The sequence below is a fragment of the Salinibacterium sp. TMP30 genome (assembly GCF_038397785.1).
Taxonomy (GTDB): domain Bacteria; phylum Actinomycetota; class Actinomycetes; order Actinomycetales; family Microbacteriaceae; genus Rhodoglobus.
Genome location: NZ_CP151642.1, coordinates 823,831 through 837,503, shown reverse-complemented (window position 1 = coordinate 837,503; position 13,673 = coordinate 823,831). Strand labels below are relative to the sequence as shown.

The 13,673-nt window shown below is 60.3% G+C and carries 14 protein-coding genes and 1 tRNA gene; 6 read left to right on the top strand and 9 right to left on the bottom strand.

Annotated elements, in window-relative coordinates; genetic code table 11:
* Nucleotides 1-111 precede the first annotated feature (111 nt).
* The 6 genes from AADH44_RS04045 to AADH44_RS04020 all read right to left on the bottom strand — a co-directional run bounded on the left by AADH44_RS04045 (nucleotide 112) and on the right by AADH44_RS04020 (nucleotide 5,698).
* Nucleotides 112-183: transfer RNA gene (locus tag AADH44_RS04045), tRNA-Gln, on the bottom strand.
* 104 nt (nucleotides 184-287) lie between these two features.
* Nucleotides 288-1,187: an NAD(P)/FAD-dependent oxidoreductase gene (locus tag AADH44_RS04040; protein ID WP_341954218.1), complete on the bottom strand. Its 900-nt coding sequence runs from the start codon at nucleotides 1,185-1,187 to the stop codon at nucleotides 288-290.
* Entirely contained in the window at nucleotides 1,184-2,683 is a 1,500-nt protein-coding gene (gltX, locus tag AADH44_RS04035) for a glutamate--tRNA ligase (RefSeq protein WP_341954217.1), read from the bottom strand. The genes AADH44_RS04040 and gltX overlap by 4 nt, the downstream gene beginning before the upstream one ends.
* Before the next feature lie 55 nt (nucleotides 2,684-2,738).
* Nucleotides 2,739-3,509 carry a fumarylacetoacetate hydrolase family protein gene (locus tag AADH44_RS04030; protein ID WP_341954216.1) on the bottom strand — a complete coding sequence of 257 codons (771 nt, stop codon included), beginning with the start codon at nucleotides 3,507-3,509 and terminating at the stop codon, nucleotides 2,739-2,741.
* The gene (locus AADH44_RS04025) at nucleotides 3,506-4,612 is read right to left on the bottom strand and encodes a branched-chain amino acid aminotransferase (protein ID WP_341954215.1); all 1,107 of its coding nucleotides are present in this window, start codon (nucleotides 4,610-4,612) and stop codon (nucleotides 3,506-3,508) included. The genes AADH44_RS04030 and AADH44_RS04025 overlap by 4 nt, the downstream gene beginning before the upstream one ends.
* A 39-nt stretch (nucleotides 4,613-4,651) precedes the next feature.
* On the bottom strand, nucleotides 4,652-5,698 hold the full coding sequence (locus tag AADH44_RS04020) for a 3-isopropylmalate dehydrogenase (RefSeq protein ID WP_341954214.1): 1,047 nt from the start codon (nucleotides 5,696-5,698) through the stop codon (nucleotides 4,652-4,654).
* 133 nt (nucleotides 5,699-5,831) lie between these two features.
* Between AADH44_RS04020 and AADH44_RS04015 the strand changes: the two genes are divergently transcribed.
* Nucleotides 5,832-6,089 (top strand): DUF6458 family protein, encoded by a 258-nt coding sequence (locus AADH44_RS04015; protein WP_341954213.1) that lies wholly within the window; start codon nucleotides 5,832-5,834, stop codon nucleotides 6,087-6,089.
* 131 nt (nucleotides 6,090-6,220) lie between these two features.
* On the opposite strand, the gene serA is transcribed toward AADH44_RS04015, so the two are convergent.
* Complete coding sequence (serA, locus tag AADH44_RS04010) at nucleotides 6,221-7,813, bottom strand: phosphoglycerate dehydrogenase (protein WP_341954212.1); 1,593 nt, start codon at nucleotides 7,811-7,813, stop codon at nucleotides 6,221-6,223.
* Between the two features lie 133 nt (nucleotides 7,814-7,946).
* On the opposite strand from serA, the gene AADH44_RS04005 reads away from it, so the two are divergent.
* Both AADH44_RS04005 and AADH44_RS04000 read left to right on the top strand, forming a co-directional pair.
* Nucleotides 7,947-8,339, top strand: a complete 393-nt coding sequence (locus AADH44_RS04005) for a hypothetical protein (RefSeq protein WP_341954211.1) — start codon at nucleotides 7,947-7,949, stop codon at nucleotides 8,337-8,339.
* A gap of 64 nt (nucleotides 8,340-8,403) precedes the next feature.
* Nucleotides 8,404-8,946, top strand: coding sequence for an META domain-containing protein (locus AADH44_RS04000; RefSeq protein ID WP_341954210.1), 543 nt, complete (start codon nucleotides 8,404-8,406; stop codon nucleotides 8,944-8,946).
* On the opposite strand, the gene AADH44_RS03995 is transcribed toward AADH44_RS04000, so the two are convergent.
* Nucleotides 8,915-9,556: a TetR family transcriptional regulator gene (locus AADH44_RS03995; protein WP_341954209.1), complete on the bottom strand. Its 642-nt coding sequence runs from the start codon at nucleotides 9,554-9,556 to the stop codon at nucleotides 8,915-8,917. The two genes, AADH44_RS04000 and AADH44_RS03995, sit on opposite strands and share 32 nt — an antisense overlap.
* A gap of 100 nt (nucleotides 9,557-9,656) precedes the next feature.
* Between AADH44_RS03995 and AADH44_RS03990 the strand changes: the two genes are divergently transcribed.
* Both AADH44_RS03990 and AADH44_RS03985 read left to right on the top strand, forming a co-directional pair.
* Nucleotides 9,657-11,237: an MFS transporter gene (locus AADH44_RS03990; RefSeq protein WP_341954208.1), complete on the top strand. Its 1,581-nt coding sequence runs from the start codon at nucleotides 9,657-9,659 to the stop codon at nucleotides 11,235-11,237.
* Between the two features lie 108 nt (nucleotides 11,238-11,345).
* The gene (locus tag AADH44_RS03985) at nucleotides 11,346-12,134 is read left to right on the top strand and encodes a HesA/MoeB/ThiF family protein (protein WP_341954207.1); all 789 of its coding nucleotides are present in this window, start codon (nucleotides 11,346-11,348) and stop codon (nucleotides 12,132-12,134) included.
* Here AADH44_RS03985 and AADH44_RS03980 read toward each other — a convergent pair.
* A complete protein-coding gene (locus AADH44_RS03980; protein ID WP_341954910.1) occupies nucleotides 12,131-12,856 on the bottom strand; it encodes a Pr6Pr family membrane protein in 726 nt (241 codons plus the stop codon). The two genes, AADH44_RS03985 and AADH44_RS03980, sit on opposite strands and share 4 nt — an antisense overlap.
* Before the next feature lie 52 nt (nucleotides 12,857-12,908).
* Between AADH44_RS03980 and AADH44_RS03975 the strand changes: the two genes are divergently transcribed.
* On the top strand, nucleotides 12,909-13,673 hold the full coding sequence (locus tag AADH44_RS03975; RefSeq protein WP_341954206.1) for a DUF1353 domain-containing protein: 765 nt from the start codon (nucleotides 12,909-12,911) through the stop codon (nucleotides 13,671-13,673).

Below are 13,673 nucleotides of genomic sequence, written 5' to 3'. Positions count from 1 at the left end.
GCGCTCTCTAGCATCAGGGGAAAGTCCAAAGCACGGGCAATGGATTGGATCCAAAGGCAAACAAGAAACCCGGCGGAGTCGGGCGGTGGGAGTTGCTCCCTAGAAGTTTTGCTGGGGTACCTGGACTCGAACCAAGAACAAAAGAATCAGAATCTTCCGTGTTGCCAATTACACCATACCCCACAGGATTCGACCGGAACCGAACCGATTTACTACTTTAGCGCATCCTGAGCGGGCTGTGGTTCACCCCACCGCCAGCTTCACAAACGCGCCACAAACCCTCCTGTTTAGAGCAGATTGCGGTTGATGGTGGCGGCAACCTCAGCCCCGTCACCCGCCGCGACGATGAGCTGCTGGGGGCCGGGAGGGGTAGCCTCACCGATCGCATAGGCACCGGCCGCACTAGTGCGGCCGGCAGCGTCAACGACGATCAAACCCTCCGAGTCGAGGGTGAGCTGCAAGCCCACCGCATAGTCGAGCGCCGTCTCATAGCCGGGGCGCACAAACGCGGCCTCACGCGGGATCGTCTCACCGTCGGCGAGCACAACACCGGTCAGCCCATCGCGGTCGCCCGCAACATCTGCCACCACACGACGATCCACCCGGATGCCGCGCTCAGTAAGCATCGCCACATCAGCTTCGCTCACCTGCCCCACGCCCTGCGTGAACACAATCAGATCCCGGCTCCACTGCGACAACAACAGCGCCCGCTCCGCCAGGTCATCGCTGGCGCCGATCAACGCAATCGGACGATCCGCGTACTCGTAGCCGTCACACTCCATACAGGAGTGGATGCTCGTGCCATAGAACGCACGCAGCGTCGGCAAAGCCGGCAGCACCTCACGCAGGCCCGTCGCGATCAGTACCGTGCGCGTTGTGGCGACTTCCCCGCGATAGGTAACAGTGAAGCCCGCACCGCCCAGCGGCTCAATGCTCTCAACAATCGTGCGCTCGAACGCGACGTTCGGATACCGCTCAAGTTCCACACGGCCCAGCTTGCGCAACTCCAACGGCGAAATACCGTCACGGCTCAGAAAGCCGTGCGAATGGAACGTCGCCGAATTGCGGGGACGATTGCTGTCGAGCACCAAGACGCGACGACGAGCCCGCGCCAGATTCAGCGCAGCACTCAACCCGGCCGGTCCGCCACCGACAATGACAACCTCCCAGTCGAACTGCTCGCTCATAGCTGTGCGCGCAGCGCTCCCAGGCGGGTCAGGGTCGACTCTTTGCCCAACAGCTCCATCGACTCAAACAGCGGGGGGCTGATGCGACGCCCAGCGATCGCACTGCGCAACGGACCAAACGCCACACGCGGCTTCATCTCTTTCACGTCAATAAGTTCGGCACGGAGAGCCGCTTCGATTGCCTCATGAGTCCACGGCTCCACCGCCGGCAACACCGCCATCGCGGCATCCAAAACTTCAGGGCCTTCAGCCTTCGGCATCGCATCCGCCTCAACAACGAGATCCGCATCCGGAGTGAACAAGAACTGCAATAGCCCCGGCGCATCGCCCAGAAGTTGCATGCGCTCCTGCACGAGAGGCGCAGCAGCAGCGAGTGTCGCCAGCTCAGCCTCCGTCGGCTCCGCCGAAATCACGCCAGCAGCAACCAGATACGGAACCAAACGGCCCGCAAACTCCTCCGCCGACAGCAGACGGATGTGATCACCATTCAGCGACTCCGCCTTCTTCACATCAAAACGGGCGGGGTTCGGATTCACATTCTCAACGTCGAAGGCGGCAATGAGCTCCTCGACGGAGAACACGTCGCGGTCGGGAGCCAACGACCAGCCCAGCAACGACAGATAGTTGATGAGACCCTCAGGGATGAACCCGCGGTCGCGGTGCAAGAACAGATTCGACTCGGGGTCACGCTTCGACAGCTTCTTGTTGCCCTCCCCCATCACATAGGGCAAGTGACCGAAACGCGGGATCGCCTCCGTGATACCGACCTCGATGAGCGCCGTGTAGAGGGCGATCTGTCGTGGGGTGCTCGAGAGCAGGTCTTCACCACGCAGCACATGCGTGATACCCATCAGCGCATCATCCACCGGGTTCACAAACGTATACAGCGGGGCGCCATTCGGGCGCACCACAACAAAGTCAGAGAACGAGCCCGCCGGGAACGTGATCTCGCCACGCACCAGGTCGTCAAAACTCAGATCGGTGTCGGGCACCCGCAAACGCAGTGCCGGCTGGCGGCCCTCCGCTGTGAAGGCAGCAATCTCATCTGCCGTGAGGTCGCGTTCAAAGTTGTCATACCCCTGCTTGGGGTCCCGGCCGTTCGCCACATTGCGGGCCTCGATCTCTTCGCCCGTCGCAAACGACTCATAGAGGTGACCGGAAGCCTTCAGCTTCTCAATGACCTCACGGTAAATATCGCTGCGCTGCGACTGACGGTACGGCTCATTCGGGCCACCCGTCTCGACGCCCTCATCCCAGTCAAGACCCAACCAGCGCATCGCGTCGAGAAGCTGCAAGTAGCTCTCTTCGCTGTCGCGAGCGGCATCCGTATCTTCAATACGGAACACCATTGTGCCCCCCGTGTGGCGCGCGTAGGCCCAGTTGAACAGGGCCGTGCGGATCAAGCCAACGTGGGGCGTACCCGTAGGTGACGGACAAAACCGAACGCGAACGTCGGAAGCGATAGCAGTAGAAAATGGCGCAGACATTGAGCCCATTCTATGCGAGGTGAGCCTGAATGGCTGAGGGTGCCCGAAGCGGGCTGGGTCGCCGCTACCTCGATGCCGTGCGCACCGGGTTACTCAGCGTGCCGATTCCCTCAATCGTGATCTCGACAGTATCGCCGTGCACAATCGGCCCGACCCCCGCGGGGGTTCCCGTGAGAATCAGATCGCCCGGCAGCAGCGTGAACACGCTCGACGCATACGCCACCAGGGATGCCACGGAGTGCACCATCTGGTCGACGGTTCCGTCTTGCTTCAGGTCACCATTCACGGTCGTGCGGATGCTCTGCGACGCCACCTCGAACTCGGTCTCAATCACGGGCCCGAGTGGGCAGAACGTATCGAAGCCTTTCGCGCGAGACCATTGGCCGTCTTTCTTCTGCAGGTCGCGTGCCGTCACATCGTTGGCGATGGTGTACCCAAAGATCACACTGTCAGCATCGGCCTCGGCCACATTCTTGGCGATGCTGCCGATCACAACGGCCAGTTCGCCCTCAAAACTCACAAGCTCGCTCTGCGGCGGCAGCATGATGGCATCCCCGGGGCCCACTACCGAGGTGTTGGGTTTGAGGAACATCATCGGCTCAGAAGGAGTCTCATTGCCGAGCTCTTTCGCGTGCTCGGCATAGTTGCGGCCAATCGCCACGACCTTGGAGCGCGGAATCACGGGCGCCACAATCTTGATTTCTGACAGCGGCAGACGCTCATCGGTGGTTTCGAAACCGTTGAACATGGGGTCACCGGTGAGAACAACAATTTCGTCGCCGTCGATGATGCCATAGCGGGCTCCCGTGCCAGAACTGAAACGAGCTACCTTCATGCGTTGAGCCTCATCATCCAGCTGTGCTTGTCTTCGCGACGGCCATATTGGATGTCGGTGAGCTCTTCGCGCAGCGACATCGTCAATTCGCCGGCTGGAGCATCCGCAGAGCCGAATTCCACACCCTCACCCTTGAGCATGGCGATGGGTGTGATGACTGCTGCGGTGCCGCACGCGAACATCTCAGTGATCTCGCCCGATTCGACGCCCTCGCGCCACTCGTCGAGAGTCACGCGGCGGCGCTCGATCTTGTGGCCGCGGTCTTCCGCAAGCTGCAGAACAGAGTCGCGCGTGATGCCCTCGAGGATCGACTCAGAGTGCGGGGTAACGAGGGTTCCGTCTTTCTTCACGAGAACCACGTTCATGCCACCGAGCTCTTCGATGTAGTTGCCCTCTTCGGCATCCAAGAACAACACCTGGGCGCAGCCGTGAGCTGCCGCCTCCTGCTGAGCAATCAGCGACGACGCGTAGTTGCCACCGGTCTTTGCGGCTCCTGTACCGCCCTTGCCAGCACGCGTGTAGTTCGTGGAGATCCAGATCGATACGGGAGCAACACCGCCGGTGAAGTAGGCACCAGCGGGGCTAGCGATCACGTAATAGTTGACCTTCTTCGCCGCGCGAACCCCCAAGAAAGCTTCCTTGGCAAACATGAATGGCCGCAAGTAGAGGCTGGTCTCGGGAGCATTGGGCACCCAGTCACCATCAACGGCAACGAGCTGCTTGAGCGAATCGATGAAAGCGTCAATGGGCAGCTCGGGCAGCGCCATGCGGCGGGCGGAACGCTGCAATCGCGCAGCATTCGCTTCGGGCCGGAACGACCAAATCGATCCATCCTCGTGACGGAACGCCTTCAAGCCCTCAAAGATTTCTTGGCCATAGTGCAGCACTGCTGCGGCCGGATCAAGGCTGATCGGTCCGTAGGGCTGAACGCGGGGGCGGTGCCATCCGCCAGTCTCTGACCAACAAATGTCGACCATGTGGTCGGTGAAGTTCACCCCGAAGCCGGGGTTTGCGAGAACTGCGTCACGCTCTTCGACCGAGCGGGGCTCCTGGTTCTTCTTAACCATGAATGTGAGGGGGCGATCAGCCAACAGATTCTTCATGCGATGTCCTTAATGACGTTCAGCCACAATGGCGGTGGGTTAATTCTGCGCTACAGCGTCGGCAATTGCACTGCCAATCTCCGACGTAGACCGTGCCGTGGTGCCACGGGTGCTGAGATCGGCCTCAATGGCCCCAGTAACACGGGCCGCGGCATCCGATTCGCCGAACTGTGACAGCAGCAATGCAATCGACAGGATTGCCGCCGTGGGATCAGCGAGTTGTTTGCCCGCAATGTCGGGCGCTGAACCATGAACCGGCTCAAACATCGACGGGAATGCCCCGCTGGGGTTGAGATTGCCGGAAGCGGCCAAACCGATGCCGCCGCTGATGGCCGCTGCAAGGTCAGTGATGATGTCACCAAAAAGGTTGTCGGTGACGATGACATCAAATCTACTCGGTTGGGTGACCATAAAGATCGTGGCCGCATCAACGTGCATGTAGTCGACGTTAACCTCCGGAAACTCGGTGGCGACACGGTCAACCGTCGACTGCCACAGGCCGCCGGCGTGAACGAGCACGTTGGTCTTGTGCACGAGGGTGACCTTCTTGCGCTCCCGCCCCATCGCGTGAGCAAAAGCGAAGCGAACAACGCGCTCGACACCGAACGCCGTGTTTATCGACACCTCGGTGGCAATCTCGTGGGGTGTGCCGGTGCGGATGCGCCCACCATTGCCCACGTAGGGTCCCTCAGTGCCCTCCCGGACCACCACAAAGTCCACCGCGCCAGGATTAGCTAACGGAGACGTCACACCGGGGAAAATCGTGGTCGGGCGCAGGTTCACGTGATGATCGAGCGCAAAACGCAGCTTCAGCAGCAGACCACGCTCGATGATGCCGCCCTTCAGTCGCGGGTCGCGAGGGTCTCCTCCTACTGCACCCAGCAAGATCGCGTCATGCTGAGCAAGTTCATCAATGTCAGAGTCTTCGAGAATCGTGCCCGACTCGAGGTAATGGCTCGCTCCGAAGGGGAACTGGGTGGGGGAAACATCCACCCCGGTTGCCTTCAGCACCTTGAGTGCTTCGGCCACAACTTCGGGCCCAATACCATCACCGGGAATGACTGCAAGCTTGATCTGAGAAGGCATACAAATACAGTACCGCTGCGCACCGCGCGCTGGCCGCAGAGTTCACGCTGCCGCCACCCCGGTAAGGCCCAAATATCGTGTTCCTGAAAGTCACCTGAACGCTGGCTGAAAATAGTGCGCTAAAATTGGCCTCATGAGTATTGGAACCGGAATTGTATTAGTAGTTATTGGCGCGATTCTTACGTTCGCGCTCGACCTCCAAGTGGAAGGGATAAACCTCGACCTCGTGGGATACATCATGATGGCTGCGGGTGTAGTCGTGTTCATCATTGGCCTTGTGCTCATGATGCGTAAGCGCACCTCTGTCACCACCGTGCACAACGGCACCGATGGAGCAAACGGCTCGGTAAGCGAACGCCGCACCAGCACCACCCCTGACGAAACCATCTAATAACCAGCACAACTAACGTCGGCTACCAGCGCCCTGAGTGCGGCAGCCGCCAACAACATGAACGGCGCGTCCCGAATATTCGGGGCGCGCCGTTCGTTGTACTCGCGCCATCACAGCGCGAGTAACTCAAACTAGGCGTCGACGATGTCGATCGCGTGCACGTAGCGGGCGTCGATCTGCTTCGCGACAGTGGCGAGCACCTCAGCGGAGGCCTGCGAGTCCACAGTGAGCACCGACAGCGCGTTGCCGCCTTCGCTTTCACGCGCGATTTGCATGCCCGCGATGTTGATGTTGGCGTCGCCAAACTCTTTACCGAAGACAGCAACGATTCCGGTGCGGTCTTCGTACATCATCACGATCAGGTGATCCGCGAGCGGAACCTCAATGTCGTATCCGTTGATTTCCACGATCTTCTCGAGCTGCTTGTTGCCCACAAGCGTTCCCGAGACCGAAACCTGGGAGCCATCAGAAAGCGAACCACGGATGGTCAAAACGTTGCGGTATTCAGGGCTCACAGCATCCGTAATCAAACGAACCGTGAGTCCACGCTGGTCGGCGAGCAGCGGGGCGTTGACATAGCTGACCGTCTCTGACACCACATTCGTGAAGATGCCCTTGAGAGCGGCGAGCTTGAGAACGTTGACATCGAATTCCACTATCTCGCCGCGGACCTCAATATCTACCGCCGTGAGCGGGCTGCCACACAGCCCAGAGAACACCTGACCAAGCTTCTCCATGAGCGGAATGCCGGGGCGCACGCTCGGATCGATAATTCCACCGGCAACGTTCACCGCGTCAGGCACGAGCTCTCCACCGAGGGCAAGACGCACGGAACGAGCGACCGAAACGCCAGCCTTCTCCTGGGCTTCAGCAGTCGAAGCCCCCAGATGCGGGGTAACGATGACATTGTCGAGCGACAACAGCGGCGAGCCCGTGGGCGGCTCGCTCACAAACACATCAAGACCGGCACCAGCAATGCGGCGCGACTTAAGTGCCGTGTAGAGAGCGTCTTCATCAATGAGTCCACCACGGGCAACATTCACGATGTACGCACTCGACTTCATGCGAGCAAACTGCTCAGTCGAAATCATTCCCGTCGTTTCTGGCGTCTTCGGCATGTGAATCGTGATGAAGTCTGAACGCTCCAACAGCTCCTCGAGCGAGACGAGCGTGACGCCCATCTGCTGCGCGCGAGCAGACGTCACATAGGGGTCGTAAGCGATGATGTTCGTGCCGAAGCTCTGCATGCGCTCCGTGATCAAACCACCAATGCGGCCGAGGCCGATGATGCCGATCGTCTTCTCAAAAAGCTCAGTACCCGAGTACTGCGAGCGCTTCCACTGCCCCTCTGCAAGAGCGCCGTGAGCGGCAGGAATGTGACGGGCCAAGCTCAGGATGTGCCCGACGGTCAGCTCTGCCGCCGAAATGATGTTGGAGGTGGGGGCATTGACAACCATCACACCAGCAGCCGTAGCCGCCTTAATGTCAACGTTGTCGAGGCCGACACCAGCGCGAGCAATGACCTTCAGGTCAGGCGCGGCAGCAAGAGCATCGGCATCCATGTGGGTTGCCGAACGGATGAGAACGGCCTGCGCATCAGCGAGCGCAGCCTTCAGAGCGGCACGATCAGTGCCATCAATGTTTCGTATCTCAAAGTCGGGCCCGAGGGCATCAACTGTTGCGGGGGAAAGTTCTTCGGCGATCACAACGATCGGCTTGGCCACAGATCTGGTCCTTCAATTCGCGGGGACTTCGCGCTGACACAGCGAAGGCTGCTTGAGTACACAACTACAGCAACTTTAGCGGCGACAGGAAGGCGTCGCTGCCATGTGACGATTCGGTGCGACGATAGACCCCATGATGGATGCCGCCGAAATCGCCCAGTGGGTGCTGCGCATTGCGCTCGCACTCGCCTTCATCGCGATGGGCGTCAGCCATTTCGTCGCCGCCCCCGCCCGCACGATGGCGGCCATGATCCCCCCAGCTCTACGCCAGAAGTGGATGCCCGCCCCCAGAGCCCTCGTCACCATCACCGGGCTCTGCGAAATCGCTGGCGGCCTCGGACTGCTGTGGGAACCAACCCGCTTTATTACCGGAATCGCGCTTGTACTCTTTCTGATCGCCGTGTTCCCCGCCAATGTGTACGCGGCTGAGCATACGAAACGCTTCGGCAAAGCCGCACTCCCCTTTTGGCCACGATACTTCGGCCAAGTCGTGCTCATAGCGTTGTGCCTGCTCGCCGCGATCTAAGAAATTTGCGACTGCAGCACAACGAAATCGCGCACCTCGTCGTCTACCTAGGTAGGAGGACACAATGCCCACAGACACAATTCCCACAGATGCAACGCCCACACCCACGATGTTCAAGAAAATTGCCCCGCTGTTTGCGATCAGCCTGCTCGCCCTCACAGCGTGCGCTGGCCCAGCGCTGACTCCCGGCTCTGATGAGCCCCCGCTTGATAGCGGCCCCGGCCTTGGCGAAGAAGAAACACCCGGCGACCCGATCCCCATTGAAGGCATCGACGGGTCCTGGACCTACGCCGACGGCACCGACAGTTCCGGTGAGCTCAGTACAGACGTCACCGTCACGCTGATGATCTCAGGCAGCAGCATTGTGGGAGCATCCGCCTGCAATAACTATGCCGCAACGCTTGCAGGCGAGCCCAGCGCGCTCAGGGTTGGCGCCGTCTCCTCAACAAAACGGGCGTGCGACAACGCGCTCATGGACTTTGACACCCGCTACTTCAGCGCCCTAGGCCTCGTTACCGCCGCCATTCCGACCGGGGGAAGTCTCGTTATGCAGGGCGACGGCGTGAACCTCAACTTCATGCCGGCGAGCTCTCCGCCGCTGGGATAATTACGACACCAAGAACTGCATCGAGGGATGCCCCCAGCAATTCAATGATCTCCTCATCGCTCGCCCTCGCCAATGCGGGAAGCTTCACGACGTAGCGCGCCATCATGAGACCGACAACCTGACTTCCGACAAGTGCCGCCCTCACATCGGGCTGATCAACGGTGAGTTCGCGCGCGATCGGCAGCAGTAGTCGAGTGGTCAAGAGTGCCCTGATCCGTTCGGCAGCAAGCGGCTGACTTGTCGCCGCACGGATGACGCCCAACATTGTCATTCGGGAGAGCGCATTGCTCTGCAGCCGAACGATGATTCGCGCGAGGCGATGGCCCAGGGTCTCCTCGCTCGGCTCGCGAAGTTCTGCAATCACATCTCCGGGAGTGAGCGGAAGCTCAACCACAGCCGCAAATAGTGACTCTTTTCCGCCGAAATAGTGATGAACAAGTTTCGGGTCAACGCCTGCCTCTCGCGCTACACCGCGCACGCTCACCCGCTCATAGCCAAGCTCGGCGAACTGCTGCCGTGCAACCGCTTCAATGTCTTCGCGCGCGCCGCTACCTGCCGCACTCGCCGCAGGTCGGCGCCCTGCGCGTTTGGGGGGATCTTGAGCCGCCATGGGGCCACCTTGTCGTCGAAGAGTTCACGATTTTGCGGAATCGTCACCGCATCCGTAGTATTTCATCACATGGGGAATTAATTCACCAGAGGGAAATACTATGACCAACACCCCTGCACCATCCACAACAAGCGCGCCCCACCAGGTCCACGGTGCTCACGCCGAACTGAGCCCCCGGCGCCGGCGACTAATACTCGTCACCATGGCGTTGTCGCTCATGACCGTCGTCTCGGCGGTCAGCGGACTCAACGTGGCACTACCCAGCCTCGCTCGGGAGATCGGGGCCACTCAAACCGAACTGACCTGGATCGTGGACTCCTACACCGTGGTGTTCGCCGGATTACTCCTCGCCGCAGGCGCTATCGGCGACCGGCTCGGCCGCAAAGGCATCCTCATCGTAGGCCTCATCATCTTTGGAGCCGCAGCAGCAGGTGCCGCGTTCACCACCGACGCAAACTCGCTCATCGTCCTGCGCGCCGTGATGGGGATCGGTGCCGCCGGAATCATGCCAACCACGCTCTCGGTGATCACCACAAGTTTTCCCGATGCGGAACGCCCGAAGGCGATCGGCGTCTGGGTCGGAGTCGCCGGCAGCGGTGCCGTACTCGGCCTCTTCGGCACCGGGCTACTGCTCGAGTTCTTCGAATGGCATTCGTTCTTTTGGCTCAACGTGACCCTCGCCATCCTCGGTCTCATTGGTTCGATGCTGGTCGTCCCGCCAAGCAAAGACGCTAACACCGGCCGGTTTGATGTGTTCGGCGCATTCCTCTCGTTAATCACCGTCAGCGCGCTCGTCTACGGAATTATCGAGATTGCCGATACCTCGGGCGAAGAAGCACTGCCCTATACCATTCTCGGCGTCGGCCTCGTCGCGCTTGTACTGTTCGTGCTCTGGGAGCGACACCACCCCGATCCCCTGCTCGACCCCCGGCTCTTCGCACTTCGCGGTTTCTCAGCCGGCAGCCTCACAATCCTGATCCAGTTCTTCGCAGCGTTCGGCTTCTTCTTCACCATGCTGCAATATCTGCAATTCGTGGTCGATCTCAGCCCACTCCTGGCCGCCATCTGCATGCTCCCCATGCCACTGGCGATGGTTCCCTTGGCACGACTCTCGCCCACCATTGCAGCGCGCGTCGGCTATCGAAAAGTGGTTCCCGCAGGGCTCGCCCTCATGGCAGTCGGCTTCGGAATCATGTCGTTACTGACCGTGGATTTCACCTACCTTCACTTCGTATCTGGACTCGTCGTGTTCGCTGCGGGAATGGGCTTAGCGGGCACACCATCCACTACCGCCATCACGCAATCCTTGCCTCGAGAAAAGCAGGGCGTCGCATCGGCGGTGAACGACGTCGCCCGTGAGTTGGGAAGTGCTCTCGGCATCGCCGTGCTCGGCGGGGTCTTGACCTCCGTCTACCGCACGTCTGTCGCTGACGCCACGACCCAATTGCCCGCCGACATCGCAGAAAGGGTGCAAGAGTCAATCGCGTTCACACAGTCACCCATGATTTCAGCGTTGGGACCGGCAGCGGATGCACTCACCGTGGCAGCTCGCGCCGCATTCGTTGATGCCACCGCCGCATCCCTACTCATTGCCGCAACAGCGCTCATCGCCACCGCGATTATGACGGCGGTCATCGGCCCGCGACATGTTAAAGCGTCGACCGTACGGTCACCCCACTGACGATCACACGGTGGGCGCACGGCGGCAGAACCCCCAGTTCACGGGCAGATCGCTCTGCCGAACCCGTTTTCTGAGGAATCCAACATCTGCCGGTGGAACAATCAATTCATGGATCAGCGGTTTAGCCGCCAGCTCGCACTAACCCACTTCGGCGAGACGGCGCAAAATAATTTGGCGCGCTCACGCGTGCTAGTAATTGGCGCCGGTGGCGTCGGCAGCACGGTCATACCGTCGCTGGCCGCAGCCGGCGTCGGAACCGTAGGTGTGATCGATGATGACCGGGTTGAGCTCAGCAACCTACACCGCCAGCACATTCACCGACTGCTGGATGTTGGCCACAAGAAGGTGGTTTCTGTTGTTGAGCGGGTGGCAGATCTCAGCCCCGCAACCCAGGTTGTGGCGATAGACGAGAAGCTCACGCCCGAGAACGCTCTGACTCTCTTTGCCGACTATGACCTTGTTGTGGATGGCAGCGACAACTATCCCACCCACTACTTGGCGGCGGATGCTGCAGAGATCACCGGCATTCCGTTGGTGTGGGGGTGGGCGTGCCAGTTTCACGCTGAAGCGAGTGTGTCGTGGCCTGCTCGGGGCGCAGGTTTTCGTGACCTCTTCCCGACACCGCCCGCACTGGGCTCGGTCGACACAAATGTGCTCCACGGTATTTTTCCGGGCGCTGTGCTGGTCATCGCGTCAATTGTGACGAGCGAAGCGATCAAGATCGCAGCCCAGATTGGCACACCACTGCTCAACCGCGTCACCCGCTACGACGGCCTGACGGGCGAGTTCACTGAAAAACGCTATGAGCGTGCCGCGGATGCCGCCCCCATCACAGCGCTTTCGGACTATCGGCATCTCTGCGGCTACACTCCAGCTGACGAATGGCCCACCAGCTAGTTGCTGCGTGACGCCCACAGTCGATCAGTGTTTGCCCATCGCGACCGACTGATCGCAATCAGCACGAGCGCAATTGCGATAATGAATGTCGCAATGCCGAGCACATAGACCGCGACTCCGCCCCATCCGTCTGGACCGTTGGGCTGCAAGAACGGGTACGGGAACCACCCGTCGAGCGATCCGCGAATGAACGTGAACGCCAACCACGCCAGCGGGTAGATGACGACAATGCGCACGTCGCGCTTTCGGAGCACCGGCCGTGCTGGTGCCACTAGCCAATCAATAAACAAAAACAGTGGCACCCACACGTGGATGACCTCGTTGGGCCACTGAATGCCTACATAACCTTCGTCAGGAATCCCGCGAAGCAACACGTTATATACGACCGCTGTGACTACCGCATATGAGACGACGGATGCTCGCAGCACCGCCAGTAGCGTCGATTCGCGTTCACGGCGCCACGCCACCAGCCCGCTCAGCGCAAGTATTACGACGTTGATCAGGCTCGACTGGATTGTGAAGTAGCTGAAGTACTCCTCAGCGATGAAGTCATTATGGATCGACTCATCCACAATCTGGGTGGCGATGCTGGCAAAGACCAACGCTGCTGCCACAAGGCGAAGCAGGCCAAACACGCGCAATGCGGTGCCGCCGTCGAAGGTGGGCCCGGGGGACGCGGCGTCTGCAGATGTGAGCTGTGGGGAGCGTCGCTGCGCGTTCATCGTCACTCCGACAGACTAGTCTGCAGACGCCGGATTGATGAGGGAGTTCACGATGCCGTTCACCGACCACAACGGAAACGAACTACGACGCTTACCTCTCCTGTACCGACTGGGTCGAGACTTTCAGGTTGCTGAATCATTCTGTTGGCGTGACCCTCGCGACAACGACCGCGTGCTCACGATTCCCGCGCACAACCTCGCCTTGCCCCCTGGCAAAGGAAATAGCACCGATTTCGCCTCAGTACCTCCGTTCCTCTGGGGACTGATCGCCAGCTTCGGCAAACAAACCTTGCCCGCGATTCTGCACGATTCTCTCACCCAGGATGCTCGGCTCGCCCCCGCAGACGAGCGCCTCGAACTGAGACGAACCGCTGACGAGGACTTTCGGGTCTCGCTCATCGACAGTGGAGTGCACCAGCTGCGGGCTCGCGTGATGTGGGCGTCAGTGGGTATGGAACGCTACGCCCGTTATGCCGGGGCACTCGCCATCGCGGTCATCGCGCAACTCAGCATTGGGGTGCTTGCAATTATCGCTGCCGTCGTGCTGGGGATAATCGCGCATCCACTCTGGCTTCTCCTCGGGGTGGTTCCCGCGATTGCTGCGCTGGCGTGGGGTAAGAACATGGGTCTTGTTCTCGCCGCAAGCTACTTGGGCGCCCTGTATGCGCCACTCGTCGCTGCCGCATTTATTGGTTCGCGCCTCGAACAATTATTGGCGATCTCAATCTGGGTGGGTACAGGAACCCCCGGCCCTGCGCCCAAAGCAGAGCCGACGTTGCGCTGGCCCGACCGTGGCGCAACACTTCCACCCCAATGA

Excerpts from the sequence above, each read along its gene's own strand:
- AADH44_RS03980 (WP_341954910.1), bottom strand. The coding sequence starts at position 12,856 with ATGAACGCGCAGCGACGCTCCCCACAGCTCACATCTGCAGACGCCGCG.
- AADH44_RS04015 (WP_341954213.1), top strand. The coding sequence starts at position 5,832 with ATGAGTATTGGAACCGGAATTGTATTAGTAGTTATTGGCGCGATTCTT.
- AADH44_RS04030 (WP_341954216.1), bottom strand. The coding sequence starts at position 3,509 with ATGAAGGTAGCTCGTTTCAGTTCTGGCACGGGAGCCCGCTATGGCATC.
- AADH44_RS03995 (WP_341954209.1), bottom strand. The coding sequence starts at position 9,556 with ATGGCGGCTCAAGATCCCCCCAAACGCGCAGGGCGCCGACCTGCGGCG.
- AADH44_RS04025 (WP_341954215.1), bottom strand. The coding sequence starts at position 4,612 with ATGAAGAATCTGTTGGCTGATCGCCCCCTCACATTCATGGTTAAGAAG.
- AADH44_RS04000 (WP_341954210.1), top strand. The coding sequence starts at position 8,404 with ATGCCCACAGACACAATTCCCACAGATGCAACGCCCACACCCACGATG.
- gltX (WP_341954217.1), bottom strand. The coding sequence starts at position 2,683 with ATGGGCTCAATGTCTGCGCCATTTTCTACTGCTATCGCTTCCGACGTT.
- AADH44_RS03985 (WP_341954207.1), top strand. The coding sequence starts at position 11,346 with ATGGATCAGCGGTTTAGCCGCCAGCTCGCACTAACCCACTTCGGCGAG.
- AADH44_RS04005 (WP_341954211.1), top strand. The coding sequence starts at position 7,947 with ATGATGGATGCCGCCGAAATCGCCCAGTGGGTGCTGCGCATTGCGCTC.
- AADH44_RS03990 (WP_341954208.1), top strand. The coding sequence starts at position 9,657 with ATGACCAACACCCCTGCACCATCCACAACAAGCGCGCCCCACCAGGTC.
- AADH44_RS03975 (WP_341954206.1), top strand. The coding sequence starts at position 12,909 with ATGCCGTTCACCGACCACAACGGAAACGAACTACGACGCTTACCTCTC.
- AADH44_RS04040 (WP_341954218.1), bottom strand. The coding sequence starts at position 1,187 with ATGAGCGAGCAGTTCGACTGGGAGGTTGTCATTGTCGGTGGCGGACCG.
- AADH44_RS04020 (WP_341954214.1), bottom strand. The coding sequence starts at position 5,698 with ATGCCTTCTCAGATCAAGCTTGCAGTCATTCCCGGTGATGGTATTGGG.